Source organism: Sphingobacterium sp. UBA7855 (assembly GCA_002500745.1).
Lineage (GTDB): Bacteria > Bacteroidota > Bacteroidia > Sphingobacteriales > Sphingobacteriaceae > Sphingobacterium.
Map to the genome: position 1 here is coordinate 217219 of DLST01000010.1, position 26555 is coordinate 243773.

The 26555-nt window shown below is 41.9% G+C and carries 15 protein-coding genes; 14 read left to right on the top strand and 1 reads right to left on the bottom strand.

All coding sequences use genetic code 11. From position 1 onward, the window contains the following. Positions 1–41: 41 nt before the first annotated feature. Positions 42–728, top strand: coding sequence for a class I SAM-dependent methyltransferase (locus B2107_RS07145; RefSeq protein ID WP_293954466.1), 687 nt, complete (start codon positions 42–44; stop codon positions 726–728). Positions 729–860: 132 nt separating this feature from the next. On the opposite strand, the gene B2107_RS07150 is transcribed toward B2107_RS07145, so the two are convergent. Beyond that, complete coding sequence (locus B2107_RS07150) at positions 861–3152, bottom strand: family 20 glycosylhydrolase (protein WP_293954468.1); 2292 nt, start codon at positions 3150–3152, stop codon at positions 861–863. A 338-nt stretch (positions 3153–3490) separates the two neighbouring features. Here B2107_RS07150 and B2107_RS07155 point away from each other — a divergent pair, with 338 nt between their 5' ends. From B2107_RS07155 to B2107_RS07215, 13 genes are all read left to right on the top strand, one after another. Then, the gene (locus tag B2107_RS07155) at positions 3491–7507 is read left to right on the top strand and encodes a hybrid sensor histidine kinase/response regulator transcription factor (protein WP_293954470.1); all 4017 of its coding nucleotides are present in this window, start codon (positions 3491–3493) and stop codon (positions 7505–7507) included. Between the two features lie 253 nt (positions 7508–7760). After that, positions 7761–10853 carry a SusC/RagA family TonB-linked outer membrane protein gene (locus B2107_RS07160; protein WP_293954472.1) on the top strand — a complete coding sequence of 1031 codons (3093 nt, stop codon included), beginning with the start codon at positions 7761–7763 and terminating at the stop codon, positions 10851–10853. A gap of 15 nt (positions 10854–10868) precedes the next feature. Next, positions 10869–12584, top strand: a complete 1716-nt coding sequence (locus B2107_RS07165; RefSeq protein WP_293954474.1) for a RagB/SusD family nutrient uptake outer membrane protein — start codon at positions 10869–10871, stop codon at positions 12582–12584. A 98-nt stretch (positions 12585–12682) separates the two neighbouring features. After that, entirely contained in the window at positions 12683–14584 is a 1902-nt protein-coding gene (locus B2107_RS07170; RefSeq protein ID WP_293954476.1) for a family 43 glycosylhydrolase, read from the top strand. 29 nt (positions 14585–14613) lie between these two features. Beyond that, positions 14614–17112: a sugar-binding domain-containing protein gene (locus B2107_RS07175; RefSeq protein ID WP_293954478.1), complete on the top strand. Its 2499-nt coding sequence runs from the start codon at positions 14614–14616 to the stop codon at positions 17110–17112. Positions 17113–17363: 251 nt separating this feature from the next. After that, positions 17364–18155 carry an alpha/beta hydrolase gene (locus B2107_RS07180; RefSeq protein WP_293954480.1) on the top strand — a complete coding sequence of 264 codons (792 nt, stop codon included), beginning with the start codon at positions 17364–17366 and terminating at the stop codon, positions 18153–18155. A 128-nt stretch (positions 18156–18283) separates the two neighbouring features. Next, complete coding sequence (locus B2107_RS07185) at positions 18284–20134, top strand: FAD-dependent oxidoreductase (RefSeq protein ID WP_293954482.1); 1851 nt, start codon at positions 18284–18286, stop codon at positions 20132–20134. Between the two features lie 24 nt (positions 20135–20158). Next, the gene (locus tag B2107_RS07190) at positions 20159–21586 is read left to right on the top strand and encodes a DUF5009 domain-containing protein (protein ID WP_293954484.1); all 1428 of its coding nucleotides are present in this window, start codon (positions 20159–20161) and stop codon (positions 21584–21586) included. A gap of 1 nt (position 21587) precedes the next feature. Then, entirely contained in the window at positions 21588–22904 is a 1317-nt protein-coding gene (locus B2107_RS07195) for an MFS transporter (protein ID WP_293954485.1), read from the top strand. A gap of 5 nt (positions 22905–22909) precedes the next feature. Further along, a complete protein-coding gene (locus tag B2107_RS07200) occupies positions 22910–23599 on the top strand; it encodes a GDSL-type esterase/lipase family protein (protein WP_293954487.1) in 690 nt (229 codons plus the stop codon). Then, on the top strand, positions 23596–24315 hold the full coding sequence (locus B2107_RS07205; RefSeq protein WP_293954489.1) for a GDSL-type esterase/lipase family protein: 720 nt from the start codon (positions 23596–23598) through the stop codon (positions 24313–24315). The genes B2107_RS07200 and B2107_RS07205 overlap by 4 nt, the downstream gene beginning before the upstream one ends. Continuing rightward, on the top strand, positions 24312–25250 hold the full coding sequence (locus B2107_RS07210) for a DUF4434 domain-containing protein (RefSeq protein WP_293954491.1): 939 nt from the start codon (positions 24312–24314) through the stop codon (positions 25248–25250). The genes B2107_RS07205 and B2107_RS07210 overlap by 4 nt, the downstream gene beginning before the upstream one ends. Positions 25251–25384: 134 nt before the next feature. Next, positions 25385–26551: an AGE family epimerase/isomerase gene (locus tag B2107_RS07215; RefSeq protein WP_293954493.1), complete on the top strand. Its 1167-nt coding sequence runs from the start codon at positions 25385–25387 to the stop codon at positions 26549–26551. Positions 26552–26555 lie beyond the last annotated feature (4 nt).

Below are 26555 nucleotides of genomic sequence, written 5' to 3' on the forward strand. Positions count from 1 at the left end.
ATATCTCTACTTATGTAAGTTAAACGATTATTTTTATTATCATGAATACAATAGAACTGTTTGAAAATGAACGTGCAAGTGGCTATGATCAATTTGTTGAAACCTGGATCCCCAATTACCATTATTTTTTAGATCAGCTGCCTAAGCTCCTCCGAGAAACCGAAAATAAGGATTTATTGGTGGTCGGATGTGGCACAGGAAATGAAATAGAACGTTTTGTTGACACAGCAGAATCTTGGACAATAACGGGGGTAGATCCGTCACCGGAGATGATTAATCAGGCTCTGGAAAAATTTGAAGCGGACGAAAATGTTCATCTTGTCGAAGGTGTGGTAGGTGATTTGGACGAAGAGATGCAATATGGTGCTGCGACACTTTTACTTGTATTACACTTTTTAGAAGACAATGGCCAAAAATTGGCTATGCTGCAAGATATTTCCAAGAGAATGATGTCGCAAGCACCCTTGTTATTATTAGATATTACGGGCAATAAGGAGCAGATTCAACAAAACTTGCAAATGTTGAGACTTCTTCTGCCCGATGGGATAGATGAAACACAGGTCGCTCAAAGATTGCGAAGAATCGAGCATGAATTGTCGCATGTCTCGGAAGAACGATTAGCCGAGCTCTGTGAAGAAGCTGGATTTGAACCTCCTGTTCGATTCTTTCAATCATCGATTTATATGGGGTGGATAATCCGAAAAAAAGATATTATTTCCTTTTCGTAGCAAAGGGATTGAAGGAAAGCCCCGCATTCATATAAAATGAAGGTTCGGGGCTTGCTTTTTATACATAAAAAAATCCCCAGTGCTATTAACTTCACTGGGGATAATGCTACTTTAAATTGTATATCGATTTTACTAATCTTTCTGATGGAAAAAGGATGCTTTGGGAATATCGATCACCGGTGAATCTTTCACGCTATATTGAAGTTTTAAGGTGAATCCTCCGCCTGCTTCGATGAAATCTACAGCAATTGGATGGTAGCCGGCTTCTAACGCAATCTGTCCACTTTTCATAATTGGTGCATGCTGTCCATCATTATCAACGACAAGCTGATCATGTATCCGCAGGACACCACCATCATCACAAGTGAAGTAGAAATTATAGATTCCTTTTTCTTTGACATAAAGGTATCCTCTTATTTTTGCACCAAAAGAAGGTATTTTGATGGTATCGCTTAGTGCTACATTGCTGATTACTTCGTGGCGTACTTCGGGACCGGCAATGGCAGATGTATTAGCAAAAGTTCCATTAAAAAAAGTTGCTTTAAGGCCTGGTATCAATGTTGTTTCATCCACTCTCACACTTTTTTTCCAGGTATCATACTTAAAATTAATTTGGTAGAGTTCACTGTTTGCTCCTGAAGACGAGATTGTTGCAAATCGAATCGGACCTTCTTTTTTTACAACGAGCGAATCTTTCAGTACGGGGCTCTGCTGGGTCGGAAGACTACCGTCGGTGCTATAATGTATTGGATTTTGAGGAAGTTCATTTTCGACCCTTAATATCGATTGTCCATCGACGATTACCTGTGTTTCGGCAAAACCTTCGAGGTCTGGCATGCGATAGCGCAAACCCATTTTGTCCCAAAGTCCAAAGTGGGAAATTACACGATTTCTATAGCTATCGTATAACGGTTTGTTGGTCCATACACGTTCAGATAGCGCACTTAAACGCGGGAGAATCATAAACTCTAATCGCGCAGTGGAGGGGATCATTTCTGTCCATATATTGGCCTGAGCACCTTGTATTAAATGTGCTTTTTGGTTGGATATATCCGAAGGAACCACACTCATATTGTACACAGCATCTAGGCTGCTACTATTTGGAAGATAATCAAAATAGAGCGGATTGGTGGGCGTCATAATAACCCTGTGCCCACGGTTCACAGCCTCCTTAGGTGCATTTTTTTCCCAGCCACGCCAGTACATAACCATCATGCTAGTGTCTGAGCTGCCGTCCAATATTTCATCCCAGCCGATGCTCTGTTTATTTTTTGAACGGATAAAATTGTTTACCCGTTTGATGAAATAGCTCTGAAGATCATGTAAATTGGCAATTTGTTTTTCTACCATAAAAGCTTTAGCAGCAGCCGATTTTGCCCAAGAATCTTTCTCTACTTCATCGGCACCGATATGAATGTAAGGGGAGGGGAATAGTTCAATGATTTCACTGAGCACATGTTTAACAAAGGTATAACTGCTTTCTTTCCAGGGGCTGATCGGTACGGAGAATTGTTTTCCCCAGCCGGCGGTTTGGCTGTCTAACAGCAGTTCGGGATAGGCTTTTGTAGCCACCATCATATGCCCTGGCATATCTATTTCGGGAATGATTTCTATTTGTCTGCGCTGCGCATAAGCGACAATGTCTCTGATGTCCTGTTGGGTATAAAATCCCCCATACTCTTCTTTTCCGTTTCTTGTGCGGATCAATTCCTTGGGCAAATTAAAGTCTGGATTTTCTTTGGCCTTTGCAAAGCAGGCAGAATCTTGGTTGTTATACGTTCTCCAGGCACCATCTTCGGTAAGTTTAGGGTACTTCTTAATTTCGATCCGCCAACCCTGATCGTCCGTCAAGTGCAGATGGAATTTGTTGAACTTGTAGCTTGCAATTAGATCGATAAATTTATATAGATACTCTTTTGGAAAAAAATGGCGGGCAACATCGAGTTCGACTCCGCGCCATTGAAACGCAGGCTGATCTTTTACTGTAATATATGGAAGAGCCAGTTTAGCTGTTGTGCCCGAAAGTAAATATAATTGCTGAATGGTCTGTAAGCCGTAAAATGCTCCCTTTTCCGAAGCAGCAATGATCTGAATACCTTTTTGATCTATTTTCAATTCATAGCCCTCATCGGAGAGTCCTTGACCTTTGATCAACTGCAGTGAAGCGCTAGCCCGCTTAACACTTTTTTTATTCAATTTCCCGAACAGCGCAAGGTCGATCCATCCTGACAAAGATTGTGAAGATAGCGCTGGATCGATGTAGTAACCCAATTCTTGCCCCTTTAGCTGAAAAAGACCAGGATTGGATGCTAATTGTTGAGGAAAAGGAATGAGTTGCGGAACGGTAGTTTTATTTTGCGCAAAGTTTGTCGTTGGCAAGTATAGGGCGCAGGACAGAAGAATGGTTGATAGAATTTTATTCATAAATTGTAATCTTTTGTAATCCACAAGTATGTTAGAATGAGCTGCAATATACCAATATTTCAGGTATTCGATCGCAAAACGCTTCTTTTACTGCTGCGAATTCAATTCATTTGTATTTATAAATGTTTAACCGACATTTATGAATAATATAGTATATTTAGCGCTGAAATAACCTTTGGACGAGGAAATATTGTGTAATACACCTTATTTTTGATATTTTAACCTGTTTGCTAATTTGATAATGAGCTGTTTGCTGTCTGGGCGCAGTGTATCTCAATTGAAAGTAAACTGTGGTTAAATGTGGAGTTAGATTTTATGGTGTTGTGAATGTTGTATCTATGAAAAATTTGCTAGTTGTCGTTATTTTTCTGTGGCACTTGAGCCAAGTTTTTGCGCAGCCTAGTCGCGCCCATTTTTTTTCTATTCAAGATGGTCTGACCAATCAACAGGTATTGGACCTTGCTCATGATGATGAAGGATTTATGTGGATAGCGACAGAGCTTGGCTTAAATCGATTTGCGGGCAAAGCATTTAGGAGCTATTACGCTTCGGAGAAACCAGATGGATTGTCTGTCAATAGTAATGAAATCAATACCTTACTGTACGATAATAAAAAAGTTTTTATAGGTACGCGTGCCAATGGGCTCAATGTCCTCGATCTGAAGACCAATAAATTCAGTTATTATACACACGATTCGAATAATCCGAAGTCTATCGCTACCAACGATATTACCGATATGATCAAAGGTTCGGACGGCAATCTATGGCTGGCAACTTACCATCAGGGATTACAGCATTTTGACATCACAAAGAAAGAATTTCGCTGTTTCAATAAAAAGAGCTTCCCTGGTCTTCCCGAAAATAGTATTTGGTCATTGGCTGAAGATAGAAAAAGGATACTCTATATTGGTCATGTAAATGAAGGGGTCACCATATTTAATCCTATTAATCAATTTTCCAAAAGATTGACTGTTCAAAATACCAAAGGGCAACTGCCCGACAACGAAGTGAAAGCCCTGTTTTGTGATCGTTTCGATAACATTTGGATAGGCACCCGAAGAGGCCTTGCTGTCTATTGTCCTTCAACAGGTGAAACTATGCATATACCATTGGCAGGAGCATCAAAAAATGGAAATGAACCATTTGTATATACGATTGAGGAAATTGGAAATACAATTTGGATCGGCGCCGAATCATCTCAGCTTTTTCTTTTTCAACCAGCATATGGTTTTGATCAGCAAATCTCGGGCGTTAAAGAGTTGAAAACTATCGATTTGGGAAAGGGTAATAATGCAATGGTCCAACGTATTGCAGCAGATCGATTTGGGAATGTTTGGCTGGGCTTGTATGGTGGAGGTGTCGGCGTTATAAATCACATTCACCCTTTTTTTAATGTATTCCCCGAAGAAAATATGCTGCCTGATCGTCTAGCAACAGTAAGTAATATCATCGTTCGCAATAGCCAAACAATTTGGTTGACAACAGAAGGATCGGGTATCATTGAGATGGGTACAGATGGTCGTTTGAACAAACAGATAACGCATAAGGACGGCAGTCCGGACGATTATATATTGACTGCTTTTAGCGATCACAATGAACATGTTTGGGCAGGTTTACGCAAAGGTGGAGTAGCTGTTAGATATGCTGGCTCGTCCACATGGCATGAAATTGATCTTGGAGAGCGCGTGACAGAAGTCCGTGCAATTTACGAAGATCACCGCGGAGGAATTTGGATTGCTGGATATCAAGGTATATTTATATATGATCCAATAAAACATACTGTAGAAAAAGTGCTGATTAATAACCCAATGTTAGGTGACTATGCCCCTAGGGCGCTAGTCGAGGACGGGCAGCATAATATGTGGGTAGGTACCTATGGACAAGGCCTCTATATCTACAACAGCAATCATCAATTAATTCGAAGAATGGATAGTGAGCATGGGTTACGAAATAATACCATCAACTATCTCTTGCGTGATAGGAATAATAACATTTGGGTGGCAACAAACCAAGGTTTGGCATTACAGGAGTCTCAGAAAAAAATTGGAGACTTAAAAATATTGTCCGTTCCTGGCGGCAATGCCTGGCTGTTTGTCAATGGCCTAGCGGAGGATCAGAATGGTCACATCTGGTGTTCGACGAAGTCTGGAATGCTCAGGTTCTTACCTTTAGAAAATCGCTTTCTACAATATGATCAGTCATTTGGCCTACCACTTGGCGGGTTTATTAATGGTAGCGTGGGAAAAGATTTGAAGAATAGGCTGTTCTTTGGAATGCAAGACGGAATATGTTATTTTGATCCGAATGAGATCCCCTCAAATCTTCCGTTATCGCCTGTCCGGGTAAGCCGATTTATTGTTTTTCGATCCGGTGAGTCGAATACCCAACAAGACGAGTATCCCTCGCCTAAAAATGAGATTAACCTCAACTATAAGGAGAATAGCTTTCGTGTCGAACTTGCCATAATGGATGTCGCATTGGATGGATTGGTTGAATTCAGTTATCAACTGCAAGGACTCAATAATGATTGGATCTTCCTTGGGAATGAAACGAATCTAGATTTTCGGAATATTCCATATGGGGATCATGAATTGTTGATCCGGACACGGATGAAGAATGGGCAATGGTCCAAGACATACCAGCGACTGCTTATTAAGATTGCACCGCCGATATATTTAAGTTTAGGCGCTAAAATCGTTTATTTAATTCTGATACTGCTTATCGTTTATACACTCATTTTCTTTTACTTCAAAAGAATGAAAGCAGAAACCGAATTGAAACTCAAAGAGAGGCAGCATCAACAGGATGAGCAGCTGCACTCGGAGCGGATGAATTTTTATACGCGAATTACCCATGAGCTCCGCACACCATTGACACTTATTTTAGGGCCGTTGGATGATTTATCACAGGAAGGGGGACTGTCCGCAAAAAATAAAAGTTTGGTTCAGACTGTACAGAAAAGTGCGAATAGACTTTTTACGTTGGTTAACCAGCTGCTGGAGTTTCGCAAAGTGGAATCACAATTTAAACCTTTGGTACTTGAATCCGGATCTTTACGTGACTTGCTCAACGACATTATTCATAAATATAAAACACTAAACAATAAGCCGCAGCTCCAAATATTATCGGATTTTCCAGAAGTTGAAACTCGTACGCTGTTTGATGCCGAAATTATGCAATTGATTATCGATAATCTTTTATCAAACGCCTATAAATATACAGATTCAGGTCATATCAGATTGAGTCTAATATATGAGGAAACCAATCTTGCCAACTGGGCGGTATTAACGGTAGAAGATACTGGTTGTGGTATTCCTGCTAAGGATATTGAACGAATTTTTGAAAAATTTTATCAAATCTCCAAGGTTGGAGTTCAAGGTACAGGAATAGGTTTATCTTTAGTTAAGGAGTTAACAGCAATCCACCAAGGAAAGATAGGCGTAGTCAGTAAGGAAGGTGTCGGAACAACAGTGTCAGTCCGATTTTTATTAAATCGAGTGGTCGCCAAAAAATCTGAAGAGCCGGCGTCAAATGTGGAAGAAAGTCGTCCGTCGCTTGATCCTATTCGTCCGCTTATACTCTTGGTTGAGGATGATGTGGATTTGAGCGAGTACCTGGTGAAGGTGTTAAGCAATCATTATGATGTACAGACGGCCGAGAATGGGGCTACAGGTTTTGAGCGTGCTCAAGCTGTCGTTCCTGATTTAGTGTTAAGTGATGTCATGATGCCCGATATGGACGGGTTTGTTTTGGCAGAAAAGCTCAAAGCAGAGCGGGTGACAAGTCATATCCCAATTATTTTATTAACTGCAAGAGATACCGATGTGGATAGACAACGTGGTTATGAGCTTGGGATTGATTCTTATCTGACTAAGCCCATTGGGAGTATGTTATTGTTGAAACGTATTGAAAATCTTCTGCAGAAGCAAAAAACAATGAATGCCGTTGTATTGCAAAAGTTAAAATCGGATAATCCGTCGGAATTAAAAGGGGAAATGATTGAGAAAGATGATTTATGGCGTGAGAATACATTCGTTCAGGATTTTATCACTATTGTAGAAGAGCATATGCAGGATGAAGTCTTGGACGCCGCTACGCTAGCAGAACGGATGCATATGAGCCAGTCGACACTGTATCGGAAACTTAAAGGGATTACAGGGAAAAATATCAATCAACTGGTACGTAAGATCCGGATACATAAGGCAGCCGAACTGCTTCGTTCCGGAAATCACAATGTGACTGAAGTTTCCTTCTTGGTCGGTATCAATAGCGCTATTTATTTTCGTCAATGTTTTAAAGAAGAATTTGGTAAACTTCCGTCCGAATACCAAAAATCAGATGGAAAGGGGAAATAACTTCCATTAGCCAAAAAATACGCTCTTGGTGATTTTAATCAGCGATTTTGACCGAATATTATATGTTTTTTGACGGATTTATATATGTTTTGGTGCGGTAAAACTCGCTAAGTTTGGCTTATAATTCAATTATAAATCTTGGGAGGAAGGGCAGCGATGCCGCTGATATAACCACTATAAACCATGGTGTGACATCTTTTTGTCTTTTCTAACCTGATTATATTTTTTACTGTTTAATTAGCATAATTACTTTATGAACAACCTAAAAATTGTTTCTCTTTATACCTTGTTGAGCGTTGCGCCAACATTGGTATATGCACAACAAGGGAAAATTACGGGGCAGGTTTTGAACAAATCAAACGAACCGATTCTTGGCGCAAGTGTTATCGTCGAAGGGGCGGGTAAAGGGACCAAGACAGACATGTCCGGTAAGTTTGAACTCAATGCCAATAAAGGTATTCTCGTCGTATCATTTGTCGGGTATAAAACTTTAAAAATTCCATTGGATGGAAAATCAACTTTAACTATTCAGTTAGAACGTGATGAACATGTATTGGAAGATGTCGTCGTTGTAGGTTACGGTACGCAACGAAAGGCCACGTTAACGGGCTCCATTTCAGAAGTAAAGGGAAAAGATCTCGTAAAAAGTCCGCAGCCAAATCTGTCCAACTCATTAGCCGGAAGATTTTCGGGAGTGGTGATCAACAATCGTAGTGGAGAGCCTGGATATGATGGTTCATCAATCACGGTGCGGGGCCAAGCTACAACGGGTAGTAATGATGTGCTGGTTGTTGTTGACGGAGTGCCGGGGCAGATCGGAGGTCTGGAGCGCCTAGACCCAAACGATATCGAAAGTATTTCGGTGCTAAAAGATGCTTCCGCTGCAATATACGGTAATAGGGCTGCTAACGGAGTAATTTTAGTAACCACCAAACGCGGAAAGAGTGGTAAGCCATCCATCACCTATAGCGGAAACCTTGGATTTAGTTCGCCAACGAGATTGCCCAAAATGGCGGATGCCGCAACATATGCGCTATTGCGGAACGAAATCGCTTATGGTAACAGCTCTTCAGGTGGAATGAACCAAATCTATTCAGACGAGCAGATTCAAAAATTTAGGGATGGATCGGATCCTTTATTGTATCCGAATACCAACTGGGCTGATGTCGCTCTAAAAAATACCGCCTTACAAAGTCAACAAAATCTATCTATTGCTGGAGGGACGGAGGATGTCCGCTATTTTATGTCCTTAGGCTCGGTCTATCAAGACGGGATCTACAAAAAAGGTGTCACGAAATATAAGCAATATAATTTTAGAACAAATCTGGAGGCCAATATTACCGATCGATTTAAAGTTGGCCTATCGCTTTCGGGCAGACAAGAAGACCGCAAATTCCCGATTGCGTCGGCTGGAGATATTTTCCGTTCGATCTACCGTGCTTATCCGACAGTAAGTGCATATTATCCGAATGGCTTGCCTACAAGGGGCATCGAAGGCTCTAATCCAGCTTTAATGGTGACCGATATAGGTGGCACCGTGGTCAATCCCAAGCAGGTGTTTAACGGTATCCTCAAAGCGAGTTATCAACTTCCTTGGGTAGAAGGATTATCTGTAGATGGTTTTCTTTCAGTAGATAAATCCACTAATTTTAGTAAAAATTTTAGTGTTCCTTATGTTTTAAATGAATATAAGCAAGCAAAAGATAGCTATGAAGAGTCTATAGTTGGCGGAAACAACAATAAAGCTACACTGACTGAGTCGCATACGAACGAGTCGTTGATTACAAGTAATATTAAGTTGAATTTCGAACGAAAATTGGGAGATCACGCCATAAGTGCCTTTGTGGGATATGAGCAGAGTAAACGACATTTGGAGTATTTTGACGCACAGCGTTTCAATTATCTGTCTACGCAATTGCCCGAATTATCCCAAGGTGGAGCTGCTGCTACAGATTATCTCAACTCGGGATATAGCAACAATTACACCCGTCAAAGTGTTATTAGCCGTATAGCGTATAATTATAGCGAAAAGTATTTGTTTGAGGGACAGCTCAGGGCTGATGGTTCGTCAATTTTTCCTTCAAACAAGCGTTGGGGTTACTTCCCTTCCGTATCCGCTGGATGGCGAATCAGCAAAGAAGATTGGTTTTCCGACAAGATTGGATTCTTAGATGACTTAAAACTGAGAGCTTCCTACGGTAGCCTTGGAAACGATAATGTGGATGCATTCCAATATTTTGATAATTATACACTCGTAGGAAATGGCCTAGTCGCTCTTTTAGATGAGAAAAGCCAGATCGAGCCGAATGTTAAATTAGCGAAATTAGCCAATCCTGATATCACTTGGGAAGTATCGAAGAAACTTGACGTTGGACTAAATGCACAATTTCTTAAAAATTTCAAACTAGAGGCCATCTATTTCAAACAAAAGAGATCAGATATTCTGACCGAACGAAATGCATCGATTCCGGGAGTTTCAGGTATTGTCAGTCCCTATAAAGAGAGCAGTTCCAAACCATTAGTCCCTTCGGAGAATATTGGCAAGGTGAATAGCGAAGGATTTGAAGGAACTTTGTCTTATCAAAAACCGGGAGAATTTAGCTGGGGAATGTCGGGTAATTTTACCTTTGCTAAGAGTAAAATTATCTTCATTGACGAGGCAAGCGGAACGTTAGATTACCAACGTCAGACAGGACGACCTTTGGGAACTTATCTGCTCTATAATGCTATTGGATTAAATAGAACTGAGACGGATCTTAAAGGATCTCCGCAAGCTCCCGGTGCGCAAATAGGCGATTTAATTTTCGAGGATTATAATCAGGATGGTAAGATCACCGCAGATGATATGCTGCGGACAAAGTATGGAAATATACCACAGATCACCTATGGTTTTAGCTTAAATGCGGCTTATAAAAACTTTGATGCAGCAGTATTATTTTCTGGGCAGGCCAGGGTTAGCCAACATGTACTTCCCGAATCTGGTACGGTAGGGAACTTCTATAGCAGTTGGGCCGACAATCGATTTAATCCATTTAATAACCCGAATGGCACATATCCAATGGTTCCCGAACGTGCTTCTTCAGCGGTCAGCGGAGGCCTGTATGGAAATAACTTTTGGTTGAATAATGCTTCCTTCCTACGGTTAAAAAATGTCGAAATAGGATATACCCTGCCACATGAGGTTCTTTCGCGATGGAAACTGGGTGGACTGCGCTTCTACGCGAATGGATTCAATCTGTTGACTTGGACAAAAGTGAAGGATTATGATCCTGAGGGAAGTAGCGGAAGCGGACAATTTTATCCGCAGCAACGAATTATTAATGTAGGTGTAAATTTAAAATTCTAAGGAGGAACACAACAGATGAAATCTTTAAGTAAATATTTTCTGCCCTTGGCTTTGGGAACGACTATCTTTTCAGCTTGCAACAAAAATTTGTTGGACGTTACAGCAACTGATCGTATTTCTACAGAAGCGATTGAAACAGATACAGCCGTTTTAGAAGCTTTTGTCATCAATAGATATATTGGTGAGAAAATAATATCCAATGAGGCAGATGGTACTAATCCGGGCTTCGGTCGCGGATTTGAATATGCCCTGTGGTCTTCCCTGACCGACGAATCCATGTATACGAATGATGATAATACCTGGCTTATTACCCGAGGACAATTGTCTCCAGAAAATTTGGGTGCTGCCGGATCGCTTTGGGGGCGTAGCTACCGAAGTATCCGTGAGTGCAATTACGCTAAAAAAGTCTTGGCTAATATACAGATGAGTACATTGCATAAGCGCCAATTGGAAGGTGAGATCCAATTTATAAGAGCATTTAGGTACCATGATCTCATTCGAAATTTTGGACGCGTTGTGTTGGTGGGAGATACAGTATATGGATTGAAGGATGATCTGACCAAAGCAAGTCTTTTTGAAAGAAAATCCATGCAAGAAGGTATGGATTATGTAATCAAGGAATTAAATGAAGCGATTGAAAAGCTGCCTGCTGAAAATAACGACAAAACCTGGGTCACTGGGCGGGCCACAAAGGCTGCAGCTATGGCTTTAAAAGCGAGATTACTTTTGTATGCTGCAAGTCCATTGTATAATGTAGGAACCTGGGCAGCCGCTGCCCAGGCAGCGCAGGAGGTGATCGCCCTTAATAAGTACAAGCTATACACGGGCGGATACCAATCGTTGTTTTTAACAGATCGAAATCCAGAAACTATTTTTGCAAGATACTACACCAAAAATGCCAATCACGTGCACCTCGAAATTGCCAACGGACCGAATGGCTATGGCGGATGGGGCGGAAATACACCATACCAAAACTTGGTCGATGCCTATGAGATGAAAAATGGAAAAGCCCCTTTCAATGAGGACGGCAGCGTAAACTCGGCTTCAGGTTACGATCCGAAAAATCCTTATGTTAACCGCGACCCCCGTTTTGACGCGACTATTTTATACAATGGCGCTTTATACAGGGGTAGAGCCGTGGAAACATTTATACCAAAAGGGCAAGATAGTCCGCAAGGAACTGACAATTGGAATACTTCTAAAACAGGGTACTATCTGCGGAAATTTATGAACGATGCTTATCCGCTTCAAAATCCTTGGGGTAATGCGGGATTTCAACCTTGGAATTACTTCCGCTATGCGGAAGTCCTTTTGAATTTTGCAGAAGCAGCAAATGAAGCTTATGGTCCAGATGTGTTGCCTGCTGGTGGTAGCTTAACAGCGAGACAGGCTTTAAATTTGGTTAGAACACGGCCATCTGTCGATATGCCCGAAATTCCTATAGGTCAGTCAAAAGATGAATTTAGAAAGCAAGTGCGTTACGAGCGCAGAGTAGAGTTAGCGTTTGAAGAGCATCGTTTTTATGATGTCAGAAGATGGAAGATTGCGATGGTAACAGAAAATATCCCCGCTTATGGCGTTACTATAGATAAAAATAGTGAGGGTTTTACGTATACGCGCAAGGAAGCGCTTTCAGGACGCCGATTTGAAGAAAAGCACTATTGGCTACCGATTCCACGGTCTGAGATATTATCGTCAAATGGACAATTGGAGCAAAATCCTGGCTATTAATTATTTGTTTCAGTAAGTTAATCATCCTCTTGGTTCTGTAAGAAGAATCAAGAGGATATTTTTGAGAAATAAATCAACCTTTAATAAATCTATACCTTATGCGATTAACACTTATTACGTTTTTATTGATGAACATTGCGGCGGCAGTTTACGCACAAGAATACAAGTATGGCCCAGCAGAAAAAGATTTTGCGGGTTACCTCTTCGCTTATTTTAAAGGGAACGCTGTAGCTGATGAGGCTGTGTGTTTTGCCATTAGCACTGATGGCTATACGTATAGAGCTCTAAATGATAATCAACCCATCTTAGATTCAAAGCTTATCAGCAAAACTGGTGGTGTACGAGACCCACATATTCTTCGTGGCCACGATGGGAAAACATTTTATATGGTACTGACTGACATGACCTCCTCCAAAGGCTGGGATTCCAACCGCGGAATGGTCTTGTTAAAGTCCCAAGACCTCGTACATTGGTCGCATCAAATAATCGATATTCAGCAGCGCTTTAAAGGCCAGGAAGCCTTGAAAAGGGTTTGGGCACCACAGACAATATTTGATCCTTCGGTAGGGAAATATATGGTGTATTGGTCTATGCAGCATGGAAACGATCCCGATATCATTTATTACGCTTACGCAAATAAGGAATTTACCGATTTTGAGTCCGATCCTAAAGTACTTTTTCTGCCGAAAAACGGTAAATCTTGTATTGACGGCGATATTATTGAAAAGAATGGTCTCTTCTACCTCTTTTACAAAACCGAAGGACATGGCAATGGTATCAAACTGGCGATAACAGATTCACTTACGTCAGGAAGATGGATTGAACAGCCAGGATATAAACAGCAGACAAACGATGCTGTGGAAGGATCTAGTGTCTTTAAGATCAATCAGTCAGATAAATACATCCTGATGTATGATGTATATGGCAAAGGAAAATATCAATTTTGTATCTCTGATGATTTGGATAGTTTTAAAGTGATTGATCATGAAATTGTTATGGATTTTCATCCAAGACATGGTACCATTATCCCTGTTTCCAGACAAGAACTGCTTGATCTGACTAGCAAATGGGGGAAACCAAAAGACATTCAATTCACTTTTAGAAAGAATCCAGTTTTGGATGGTTTTTATGCCGATCCAGATGTACTTTATTCCAATAAAACCAAAAAATACTACATTTACCCGACAAGCGATGGTTTTGACGGTTGGGGCGGCTATTATTTTAAGACCTTTTCGTCCCCAGACCTCAGCAAGTGGAAAGACGAGGGGGTGATTTTGGACTTGAAAAAAGATGTTGCCTGGGGCCCTAGAAATGCCTGGGCGCCAACGATTACAGAAAAGAAAATTAAGGACGACTATAAATACTATTATTATTTCACGGCGGCGCAAAAGATAGGCGTTGCGGTAGCAGATTTGCCGACAGGGCCTTTTAAGGATTCGGGAAAGCCATTGATAGATTTTAAACCTGAAGGTGTAAAAGGTGGTCAGGAGATAGATCCCGCAGCGTTTAACGATCCAAGATCTGGTAAAAGCTATTTATATTGGGGAAATGGCTATCTAGCGGTAGCTGAACTCAACAGAGATATGGTTAGCATCAAGAAAAAAACGCTAAAAGTCATAACTCCCGATAAGACCTTTCGCGAAGGTGCATATGTAGTCTACCGTAAAGGTCGCTATTATTTCTTTTGGTCAGAAGACGATACTCGGAGTGAAAATTATCGGGTGCGTTATGGAACCGCCTCTACCCCCGATGGGCCAATCACTGTTCCCGAAAATAATCTAGTCTTACAAAAAGATCCCGCAAAGGGGATATATGGAACTGGGCATAATTCCATTTTGCAGATTCCAGGTAAAGATGAATGGTATATTGTTTACCATCGTTTTAATTATCCCAAAGGTATCGATATGGGTGACGCTGCAGGATTCAATCGCGAGGTGTGTATGGATCGGTTGTATTTTGACGATGAGGGCCATGTAATACCAGTAGTTCCCACACTTTAATCACTAAACCTAATGTAAATATAAATAAAATGAAAAGAATAATAAGAAAGTTGGCTGTCTTAGCAATCTCCAGTTATATAGGTATCCATACCCTATATGCACAGCCGGGGTTTGGCATCGCCGAACGTGTAAACTCAGACTGGCGCTTCCATTTGGGAGATATGGAGATAAAAGCGGGAACGGAAATGGATCGCGCTGGATGGCAGCAGGTGAGTTTGCCGCATGATTGGAGTGTAAAATACCCGTTAAGTCCTAATTTAGCCAGCGCGACAGGATATTTGCCCGGCGGCATAGGATGGTACCGAAAACAATTGACGATACCCGCAGAAGATCAGGGTAAAAAGATTTTTATCTATTTTGAGGGAGTGTACAACCGAAGTGAAGTTTTTGTCAATGGTAAATCTGTTGGCAAAAGGCCCAATGGTTATGTGTCCTTTTCTTACGATATTACGCCATACATTGAATTTGGCAAAGAAAATACCATAGCCGTTAGGGTAGACCATAGCCAAAGTGCCGATTCGCGGTGGTATACAGGGTCTGGGATCTATCGGGATGTATGGATTGTTAAGGCCAATCCGATGCATATCGACCAATGGGGCGTGTACGCCTATCCAGAAATAAAAGGTGAAAAGGGAATTTTAAATACCGAAGTAACTGTGGTCAATAGCGCTTCCGCATCTTCTGCAATTGCAGTCGAGCAGCAGTTGGTTGACATGACAGGGCGTATTGTCGCAAAAAAAACACAGAAAGTACAAATCGGAGCCAGTGATAAGGCAACCGTACAACAGCAGTTGGCCGTGTCGAACCCCAAACTATGGAGTTTGGATCAACCCAATCAATATACCTTGCGGACAATTGTGACGCAAAATGGCCAGCAGATCGATCAGTCGGAGGTGAAGACCGGTTTCAGAGCATTCACGTTCGATGCGAACAAAGGGTTTGCTTTAAATGGAGAGCGGATGAAGGTAAAAGGAGTGTGTTTGCACCACGACGCTGGCGTATTGGGCGCTGAAGTGTATCCAGAAGTATGGCGTCGACGTCTCCTAACCTTAAAATCGCTGGGAGTCAATGCTATTCGTACAAGCCATAATCCGCAGGCATCTTCGTTGTATGCACTATGTGACGAGCTTGGTCTTTTGGTGATGGACGAAGCGTTTGACGAATGGGAATTTCCAAAAAGAAAATGGTTGCAGGGGTGGAATTTTGGTACGCCCGGCTTTCAAGGATCATACGATTTTTTTGAATCTTGGGGAGAGCAGGATCTTGCCGACATGGTCAAAAGAGATCGGAATCACCTTTCAATTTTTGCGTGGAGTATAGGCAATGAAGTGGATTATCCAAATGATCCTTATTCACATCCTATTCTTAACGGAGAAAAGAAAGAGGGTGGCTTTACACAAGCTTCGTATGGGGGCTACAAAAAGGATGCACCCGATGCGATGCGGTTGGGTGATATTGCCAAACGCTTGGTCGCGGTTGTAAAAAAATACGATAAAAGTAGAGCGGTTACAGCAGGGCTTGCAGGTGTAGCAATGTCTAACGAAACTGCCTATCCGGGTGCACTTGACATCGCTGGATACAATTATACAGAAAGCCGCTATCAACTGGATCACAAACGCTTTCCCGAACGCGTCATTTTCGGCAGCGAAAATAGGCATGATCTTTCTGCTTGGTTAGCAGTACGTGACAATGCGCATATTTTTGGTCAATTTCTATGGACTGGGATCGATTATCTCGGCGAATCTGGACGTTGGCCTTCCCGTGGATTCTATTCAGGACTGCTAGATTTTGCGGGATTTGTCAAACCGAGAGGTTATTATCGCCAATCGCTGTGGTCGGACAAACCCATGGCTTACTTAGGTACTTATCCATTGAAGGGAGGGGCAGGAGCAACCGATGTGTGGTCGGCATTGGAGTCGGAGGAAGGACAGCGAAAGAATGAAGCCCCTTCTATGGACGCTTGGCCAATTTGGAATTATCAAGAGGGGCAACAAATTCGGGTCGTTTGCTACACCAATAGTGCGCTGGCACGATTAGAACTCAATGGTAAGCTTGTTGGCGAAGAAAAGAAATATGATGAGAAAACAGGTATTATCTTTTGGGATATTCCCTATACTTCGGGCAAATTGGAAGTTGTGGGTTTCGACAATCATAAAAAGGAGATCATCCGTCATGCAATACAGTCAACTCAACGGCCTACGGCTATTCATGCCGCCGTACTAGGAGAGCAAGACATAAAATCAGGCGCAATCATTCAAATTGCCTTACAGTTGGTAGATGCCAACGATGAACCCGTAATACTATCAGAAGATGAAATAACCTGCGACCTCATTGGAAATGCACGATTGCTGGGAATGGAAGCAGGAAATAATGCCGACATGGGCGATTATACAGATAACAAACAGCGGGTATATCATGGTAAAATGATTGCTTATGTTCAAGCATTGGGTCAATCTGGCGATAAAGTCGATATAAGGTTCACATCACCGTGGCTAAAAACGGCAACTATACAGTGTCTGATAAAATAAGGACATAATAAATAACCAGAAATGTGAATTTGAGCTATTTTAATTAGCGTTTCAAATCTTAAATAAAAAGAGCATTGGAAATTTTTCCAATGCTCTTTTTTTATTTAACCTGAATTGATAACTGGACTTCGTTATAAAATAGCGTAATATGATAATATTAAATAAAAAAAATTATTAAATACTTTTTTTATTGTAAATTTTATTATTAATTTAGCTTCACTATAAATCTAAAGACTGACTCAATTATATTCATGCGTTTAATCATATGCCTTTTATGTGCCGTTGGTACGATGTTGGCCAAAGGACAAGAGCTTTATACGTTACAGTCTGCTCATCTTTCTGGAGTAGATTCCGGCTACGTCTATATACCAAAGATGAAGCCGGACAACCGTGCCTTACCTGTTGTATATGTGCTGCACAGTCATGGGGCAAATTATAAAAGTGTTTCAAAATTTGTAGATTTTCAGGCATTGAGCGATCAATATGGCTTTGTGGTGGTATGCCCTGACGGTCTTCGGACGAGCTGGTTTTTAGACAGTCCACAAAAAGGCGGAGCACAATTTGGTCGGTTCCTGACAGGGGAATTAATGCCTTACATACAGGGCAAATATCATACGGATCGGGACAACTCATTTATTACGGGTGTGAGTATGGGGGGGCATGGTGCACTTTGGCTCTTTTTTAACTATCCATCATTTTTTAAAAGTGCTGGTAGCAGTTCGGGAGTTGTCAATCTGAGACATTCGGCTTTCAAGAAGACAAGTCTAGCCCAACATTTAGGTCAATACAGCGATCAAAATCCATTATTCGATCGTTTTAGTGTCATCCATAATGTCCATAAGATCGCTGGGAGTGAAAAGACATTTATTTTTGATTGTGGTACTGAAGATTATCTATATGGGGCCAATAAGTCCCTTCGGGATAGTTGTGATGTACTCAAGATCAAAGCGACTTATATTGCGCAACCCGGCGCTCATACCTCTGGCTACTGGGCCAAAACCATTCCGGTTCATTTCGCTTATTTTAATCGTCTGATCCATTAATCGATAACCTATATGTTTCATTCACCTTATACTGATCCTTTAGTCCGACAACAAAATAATGTATCTCTGGTCCTTAAACCGGTATTTGGTGCGTATTTTTTAAATTATTTACTGCAATTAACCTTCATATGAATTGGTTTAAATCTTTTTTTTCTATTTTATTGATTTCTGTCACACTCTCCTCGCAGGGGCAGGCTGTTGCTTCATACGATGTCTTGATTGTGGGAGGGGGAGCAAGTGGTGTTTCTGCGGCTTTGCAAGCTGCCCGTTTGGGAAGTAAGGTCCTTATGGTGGAAGAGACAAGCTGGTTGGGTGGTATGCTCACTGCCGCTGGGGTCTCCGCTATTGATGGTAACCATCGTATGCCTTCGGGAATATGGGGCGAATTTAGGGCAGAACTTTATGCTTATTATGGTGGTCCAAAGGCAGTGGAAACAGGCTGGGTAAGCAATACGCTATTTGAGCCTTCGGTCGGTAATCGCTTGTTAAAAAAGATGGTTGGAGCCGAAAAAAATATTGCCGTTTGGTATAAAAGTACCCTTTTAGACCTGAAAAAACAGCCTAAAGGCTGGACCGTTGCCATTGAACGGGAAGGGAAAAAGAAAACCGTAAACGCTTCTATTCTAGTCGATGCGACGGAATTGGGGGATCTCTTGCCGCGTGCGGGTGTTGCTTACAGCATCGGTATGGATAGCCGCTACGATACGAAAGAAGAATTTGCTCCCGAAAAGGCCAATTCAATAATTCAAGACCTTACTTATGTCGCTATCCTGAAAGACTATGGTGCCGATCCAAAGAGATTGCTAAAGAAACCTCAAGGTTATGATCCTAAAGAGTTTGAACATGCCTGTGATGTTAAAGATCCTGCTTCACACAGCAATACGCCTATCATCAATTGTGATCAAATGATTACCTATGGCAAATTGCCGAATGGAAAATACATGATAAACTGGCCTAAAGAAGGAAATGATATCTACCTGAATATTATCGAGATGTCGCCAAAGGCGAGGGCGGTGGAATTGCAAAAGGCGAAAGATCATACCTTACGTTTTGTATATCATCTTCAAAGTCAGCTGGGTTTTAAAAACTTGGGGCTTGCCGATGATGAATATGATACGGCCGATAAACTTCCCTTTATTGCTTATCATCGCGAGTCTAGACGTGCTAAAGGCTTGGTGCAGCTTACATTGCCTTATGTGCAGAGTCCTTATCAGCAGGAGCTGCCTTTGTACCGCACAGGTGGGATAGTAGGCGATTATACCATCGATCATCATCACCTGAAGAACCCGGATGCACCCAAAATTGATTTTGTTAAGATTCGGGTACCATCCTACAATGTACCCCTTGGAAGTTTGATTCCTGAGAAAATAGCGGATTTTATTGTTGCTGAAAAAAGCATCAGTGTGAGCAATATTGTGGCTGGGGCCACCCGCCTTCAGCCAGTTGTATTGGGTATTGGTCAAGCTGCTGGAGTGCTGGCGGCGCTGTCTGCAAAACAAGGTGTTACGCCCAAAGATCTTTCATTAAGGGAGGTCCAGCAAGTACTTTTGGACCATCATGCCTATCTCATGCCCTTTATCGATGTTGATCCAAAAGATAGTCGTTTTCAGGCAATCCAACGTGTTGGAGCAACCGGGATTCTTAAAGGAAAAGGGGTGCCCTACAAATGGGCCAATCAGACTTGGTTCTATCCCGAACACCGCATAAGCGAAGTAGACCTGATCGACGGTATGCGTAGTTATTATCCATCGGCCGATAAAGTCGCTGGCTCGGGTGCCGATGTCACAGCAGAATTTTTTGCGGCTCTATTGCTCCAGGTCGACCCCACTTTGAATAAAAATAAAGTCTGGTCCGTCATTGCAGCAAAAGAAAATCAAGTGTTAACACGGGCTCAAGTGGCGGTTGTGTTGGATCATATCCTAAAGCCGTTTGAACGGCCGGTGGATTTTACCGGCCAATTTATAGCAACAAAAAAATGATTTCCGAACGCATAGAAAAACGAGATGATACCAATTTTACCAAATTCTACAACCACTCCACAGCAGCGAAACGATAGTTTGGATGTTCTGCGGGGAATTGCCATCCTTTTAATGGTGCTTTCATCGAGCATTTCATTTGGAAACCTTCCTGCTTGGATGTACCATGCACAGGTGCCCCCGCCCAAACATGTATTTGATCCCAGTATAGCAGGTATAACCTGGGTAGATCTGGTTTTTCCGATTTTCCTTTTTACGATGGGGGCGGCCATCCCATTGGCTATGCGGAAAAAAGTGGCTAACCTAAACGCTTTGCCTATCGCGGGTACAATTTTTAAGCGTTTTGTTGCTTTATTCTTTTTCGCCTTATTTTCTTTTTATATGCGCGCTTGGGTTATGAGTGGAGAGCCTGCTGCGTCACAGTATATCTTGTCAATCGTGGGGTTTGTCCTGCTCTTTGCACTCTATGCCGATTTAAAGTCGTATTTACCGATGCGGACCGCGAGACTTGTTCACATAGTGGCCCTGTTGCTATCTGTAGGGATGCTATATCTGTTGTATGCACAAACGGATAGATTTACCCTCCAGAAGACAGATATTATTATTCTGGTACTGGCCAATATGGCTTTGTTTGGAACGCTGTGGTGGTGGCTGACGGCAAAATCCATCTGGTTACGTATGGCGATTTTACCATTTATTATGGGCGTTTTTTTGGGATCCAAAGAAGTTGGTAGTATCAACGAATTTATCTACAAACTCAGCCCTGCGACGTGGCTTTATCAATTTTATTACCTCAAATACCTCTTTATTATCCTTCCGGCTACAGTTGTCGGCGAGTGGATTATTGCTGATACGTCGTTAGCCGACAAATCCAGGATGCAGCGGTCTCAACTGGCATTACAAGGCTTGCTCTGTGCACTTCTAATTGGGCTGAATGTCTTCAATCTATACATGCGCTATCTCGATATCAATATGGGAGTTACCCTGATGTTGATCTTTTCACTATGCTTCTGTTCAGGTGTTTTTTGGAAGGGCGAAGTACTGACACTGCAGGCAAAAATGGCTATGCTCGGAAGCTATCTGCTTTTTTTAGGACTGATCTTCGAAGCGTATGAGGGGGGAATAAAAAAGGATTATTCCACATACAGCTATTATTTTGTCTGTACGGGCTTAGCCTGTTATGCGCTAACAATGCTGTGTTGTATCGAGAAACTTGCTTTTGGAAAATCGCTGTTTCGAGGTATAGCACTGGTTGGTAAAAATCCGATGGTCGCCTATACCGCAGGAAATCTAGTGTTGATCCCACTATTGGCGCTTACGGGACTACAGAGCGCTCTTGATCAGATGGGGGCACAGGGTGTTTTTTGGGGAGTGATGCGCGGTGTATTATTCACCGGAATCGTGGCGCTTTTGACGATCGTGAGCAGCCGGTTAAAACTTTATTGGAAGTCATAAAATGAATGAATTATTAGAACAAACGGTGGAGCTTCGCAAAGGGCGTAAGGCGCTTCCGCCTATTTTTTGGATCTCCACAACATGGTTTGCCATGGGGCTACCTTTTGTTGCCCTTTCGGGTGCGAGCTCCATTATGTATAAAAATTTGGGGGTATCGGACGCGCAGATTGCTTTTTGGACCTCATTGATTATGCTGCCCTGGACAATAAAACCTTTATGGGGGCCTTTTTTGGAGCTGTATAAGACCAAGAAATTTTTTGTCTATACCACGCAGATACTCACGGGGCTACTCTTTGGTCTGCTTGGTCTTACGCTGCAGTTGGATCATTTCTTTAGCTTCTCCATTGCCTTATTGACACTGATTGCATTCAGTGGTTCCACACATGATACCGCAGCCGACGGGGTATATCTGAACGAACTGAATGTAAAACAACAGGCAAAATATGTCGGCTGGCAAGGTGCCTTCTATAATGTGGCCAAAGTTTTTTCTGGCGGCGTACTCGTTTATTTGGCGGGGCAATTGGAGCAGGAAATCGGCATTAAATCCGCGTGGATGGTGGTGATGTTTGCTTATGGATTTATTATGTTGGGGATTGGATTGTACAGTATACGTGCTTTACCTGCTCACGATGAAGCACCAAAATCCACTTCTTTAAAAGAGGGAATGGATACGCTTAAAGACGTTATCATAACTTTTTTTCAGAAAAAGAATATTTGGTTTAGCTTGCTTTTTATTGTCTTTTATCGTTTTGCCGAAGGGCAGGCCATTAAGATCACCCCCTTATTTTTTAAAGCGCAACGTACCGAAGGTGGGCTTGGCCTGAGTACTTCGGAAATTGGATTACTTTATGGCGTATTTGGTGCCATAGCCTTTGTGTTGGGGTCGATTGTCGCAGGGCACTTTGTATCCAAAAAGGGCTTAGACCGGAGGACACTTATGATCCTTTGTGCCTTCTTTAATGTTCCATTTGTAGCTTATGCATTTCTTGCGATCACATTGCCGACGAACCTTTATCTCATAGCTGCTGCTGTCGCCATAGAGTACTTTGGATATGGTTTTGGCTTTATCGGAATTATTCTTTTTATCATGCAAAATATTGCCCCAGGCAAATATAAGATGGCACACTACGCTTTCGGAAGCGGACTTGTTAATCTGGGATTTATGATTCCTTCGATGATCAGCGGCTGGCTGAGTGATCATTTGGGCTATAAAGAATTTTTTATCTGGGTGTTGATTTCTACTATTCCAGCCTTTTTGGTTTCCTGGTGGGTACCACTGCGAAAACCCGAAAAAGAGCATACCGACGAAAATAATTAATGCATATGAACAGACTTTCTTATAGGAACTGGAAGGCCCTATTGTTGCCTTTTTTTTTACCGGCATTGACTTTAGCGCAATCAAAGGGTATTGATTCTACGTTTGATAATCAGCATTATCGCGCAAGGCTTGAGTTTTTTAAAGCGATGCCCAATCAGAAGGACGAAATCGTTTTCCTTGGCAATAGCATTACCGAAGGTGGAAAATGGCAAGAAATCCTCCAGCGGAAGCATGTGATCAATCGTGGGATTAGCGGTGATGTGACTTACGGTATTTTAGCACGACTAGACGAGATATTAGCGTCCAGACCACGAAAAATATTTCTGCTCTGTGGGGTGAACGACATGAAAAGAGGAATACCGCTTTCCATTATTTCAACGAATATAGAAAGGATAATAAAGCAGGTTAAAAAGCAGTCGCCAAATACAGCGCTTTTTGTGCAGGGACTTCTACCTGTGAATGAATCTTTACTGCCAAAAATCTATGAAGAGGTTCGGAATGACAAGATCGTGCTACTGAACAAAGCTTTGAAAGAATTGTGTACGGCACATCAAGTTCATTTTGTAGACTTACAGCCGATATTGTTGGACGGTAATGGGGAACTAAAAGCTGAGCTAACAATTGATGGCTTACATCTGAAGCAAGCCACCTATTTAATTTGGTCCAATTATTTAAAACAGCAAAAGCTATTATGAGATCATTGGAATTTTTTAAGGCGTATCGTGTTTTCCAAGGTTGCTTCCTCATTGGAATATATCTATCGGTATTTTCCCAGTCCCTCTCAGCTCAGGAGACTAAAATAGATAGCAGTTACGCCAACTGGTATTATCAACAACGAATGGCTTATTTCGAACAAAGTCCAACAATTAAAGGAGCGATCGTGTTTTTGGGAAATAGTATTACTGAACGGGCAGAATGGCAGGAATTGCTTGCAGATTCAAAATATCCTGTACTGAACAGGGGGATAGGCGGAGATAATTCGTTTGGGATTCTTGCGCGTATAGATGAGGTGTTGCGCGGACGTCCACGGGCAATTTTTCTGATGGATGGCATTAATGACCAATTCCGAAAGCTTCCGCAGGAAGTGTCGGTCAATAACTACAAGCGTATCATTAAACGAATAAAAAAGATCTCACCAAAGACCCTTATCTATCTTCAGAGTGCTTTACCGATCAATGAAGAACTAACAAAAGAGCCTTATACAAAAGGTAGAAATGTGTTGGTTCCGATCTTAAATGAAAAACTAAGACAGCTTGCAGCAGATGAAAATATCCCATTTGTCGACCTCTGCCCACTTTTTCAGGACAATGCGCGAAAACTTAACGCAATTTACTCAGCTGATGGTGTGCATCTGATACCCAGTGCATATATAAAATGGGTACAATTATTAAAAGAAAAGAAATATTTATGAGAATTACAGGGACATTTATTGACGAGATTTCCCACGATATTCCGCACCAGAATTGGGGTCCGGAAGAGTGGGATCGGGATTTTGCATATATGAAGGCAATTGGTATAGACACTGTTATTATGATTCGCAGTGGCTATCGTAAATTTATAACCTATCCATCGGCTTATCTGATGGACAAATATGGCTGTTTTAAACCATCATTGGATCTTGTAGAGCTTTATCTGCAGCTTGCAGACAAGTATGAGATGAAATTCTATTTTGGACTTTATGATAGCGGTATTTATTGGGAGACCGGAGACCTAAGTCACGAAATCGATGCCAACCAATATGTAATTGAAGAGGTTTGGGCTAAATATGGGCATTATAAAAGCTTCGGTGGATGGTATATCAGTACGGAAATCAGTCGTAAAACGAAAGGGGCTGTTCATGCTTTTCGTACACTTGGGTTACAGTGCAAGACCGTCAGTGGGGGCTTGCCGACATTTATATCGCCCTGGATTGATGGGAAAAAAGCTGTGCTTGCCGCTTCTCCCGAGCTTAGTAAAGCCGATGCAGTTTCGGTATTGGAGCACGAACGGGAATGGGGCGAAATTTTTGAAGGTATACAAGGAGCTGTCGATGCAGTGGCCTTTCAGGATGGACACATTGATTACGATGAGCTTCCCGATTTCTTTGAGGTCAATAAGAAATTGGCTGATAAATATGGTATGGCCTGTTGGACGAATGCCGAATCTTTTGACCGGGATATGCCGATCAAATTTTTGCCGATCAAGTTTGATAAACTAAGGCTAAAACTTGAGGCTGCAGCAAAGGCGGGTTATGATAAGGCTATTACTTTCGAATTTGCTCACTTTATGAGTCCACAGTCCGCTTATTTACAGGCAGGACACCTTTACAATCGGTACCGGGAATATGCCTTGAACCACAATTGGTGATAGGGATCGCGTGTTTACAGCATGCGAAATGACGACAAAAGCAATCTCGAAGAAGTCAGAGAACAAGAATAGCATTATTGATAAGAGTAGGCCAGAGATTTTAAATGGCCTTTAAAGAGCAAATTCATTTATACATGAATCATTATAGTACAATTTATAAAGACGAATTATTTAATCATATTCTTCCTTTCTGGACGGAGCATTCGCTCGATAGGGAGTATGGGGGCTATTTTACCTGTCTGGATAGAAGAGGTGGAGTTTTTGATACGGATAAGTTTATGTGGCTGCAGGGGCGGCAAGTTTGGCTCTTTTCGAGTATTTACAACAAAATTGAAACACGGTCATCCTGGTTGGATATTGCAGTTCATGGTGCCAGCTTTATGGAAAAACATGGACGTGACGAAGAGGGAAACTGGTATTTTTCGCTTGATCGACAAGGGAAGGCACTTGTGCGGCCCTATAATATTTTTTCCGATTGCTTTGCTGCAATGGGATTTGGTGCCCTGTATACAGCAACCCAGGAGCAGCGTTACGCGGAAATTGCGCAAGACACCTTTCATAATATATTGAAACGTCGAACACATACCAAGGGCATATACGATAAGGCTGTTCCAGGGACACGTCCATCAAAGAATTTTGCTTTGCCTATGATCTTGAGCAATCTCTCCATCGAACTGGAGCATTTATTGGAACCTAACCTGGTGCAGGAATTGATTGAGGATATCGTGGTGGAGGTAATGGATGTATTTTATAAAGAGGAGCAGGGGCTTGTCTTTGAAAATGTAAGTCCCAATGGTTCATTGCTGGATAGTTTTGAAGGAAGATTGCTCAATCCGGGACATGCGATAGAGGCCATGTGGTTTATGATGGATCTGGGAGAAAGATTGCAGCGACCAGCGTTGATTGAAAAAGCCATGCGTATTGGTCTTCGTATGTTGGAGTATGGATGGGATGAGAAATATGGAGGTATATTCTACTTTATGGATGCGCAGGGTAAACCGACCCAGCAGTTGGAATGGGACCAGAAGTTATGGTGGGTGCACTGTGAAACACTGGTATGTATGGCGAAAGCTTGGGTACTAACGGGAAATGAAGAGGCTAAACGTTGGTTCGAACGGGTTCATGAATATACCTGGACGCATTTTAGGGACCCCGAACATGGCGAATGGTTTGGCTACCTCAATCGAAGAGGTGAGGTATTGCTCGATCTCAAAGGCGGAAAATGGAAGGGATGCTTTCATGTACCTCGTGCCTTATGGAAGGTATATGAGGTGTTTGAAAAAGCAAAAATAATCGTGTAACTTA

What these genes read in the sequence shown, in the direction of transcription:
- B2107_RS07145 (WP_293954466.1), top strand. Translation starts at nt 42, where the DNA reads ATGAATACAATAGAACTGTTTGAAAATGAACGTGCAAGTGGCTATGAT.
- B2107_RS07150 (WP_293954468.1), bottom strand. Translation starts at nt 3,152, where the DNA reads ATGAATAAAATTCTATCAACCATTCTTCTGTCCTGCGCCCTATACTTG.
- B2107_RS07155 (WP_293954470.1), top strand. Translation starts at nt 3,491, where the DNA reads ATGAAAAATTTGCTAGTTGTCGTTATTTTTCTGTGGCACTTGAGCCAA.
- B2107_RS07160 (WP_293954472.1), top strand. Translation starts at nt 7,761, where the DNA reads ATGAACAACCTAAAAATTGTTTCTCTTTATACCTTGTTGAGCGTTGCG.
- B2107_RS07165 (WP_293954474.1), top strand. Translation starts at nt 10,869, where the DNA reads ATGAAATCTTTAAGTAAATATTTTCTGCCCTTGGCTTTGGGAACGACT.
- B2107_RS07170 (WP_293954476.1), top strand. Translation starts at nt 12,683, where the DNA reads ATGCGATTAACACTTATTACGTTTTTATTGATGAACATTGCGGCGGCA.
- B2107_RS07175 (WP_293954478.1), top strand. Translation starts at nt 14,614, where the DNA reads ATGAAAAGAATAATAAGAAAGTTGGCTGTCTTAGCAATCTCCAGTTAT.
- B2107_RS07180 (WP_293954480.1), top strand. Translation starts at nt 17,364, where the DNA reads ATGCGTTTAATCATATGCCTTTTATGTGCCGTTGGTACGATGTTGGCC.
- B2107_RS07185 (WP_293954482.1), top strand. Translation starts at nt 18,284, where the DNA reads ATGAATTGGTTTAAATCTTTTTTTTCTATTTTATTGATTTCTGTCACA.
- B2107_RS07190 (WP_293954484.1), top strand. Translation starts at nt 20,159, where the DNA reads ATGATACCAATTTTACCAAATTCTACAACCACTCCACAGCAGCGAAAC.
- B2107_RS07195 (WP_293954485.1), top strand. Translation starts at nt 21,588, where the DNA reads ATGAATGAATTATTAGAACAAACGGTGGAGCTTCGCAAAGGGCGTAAG.
- B2107_RS07200 (WP_293954487.1), top strand. Translation starts at nt 22,910, where the DNA reads ATGAACAGACTTTCTTATAGGAACTGGAAGGCCCTATTGTTGCCTTTT.
- B2107_RS07205 (WP_293954489.1), top strand. Translation starts at nt 23,596, where the DNA reads ATGAGATCATTGGAATTTTTTAAGGCGTATCGTGTTTTCCAAGGTTGC.
- B2107_RS07210 (WP_293954491.1), top strand. Translation starts at nt 24,312, where the DNA reads ATGAGAATTACAGGGACATTTATTGACGAGATTTCCCACGATATTCCG.
- B2107_RS07215 (WP_293954493.1), top strand. Translation starts at nt 25,385, where the DNA reads ATGAATCATTATAGTACAATTTATAAAGACGAATTATTTAATCATATT.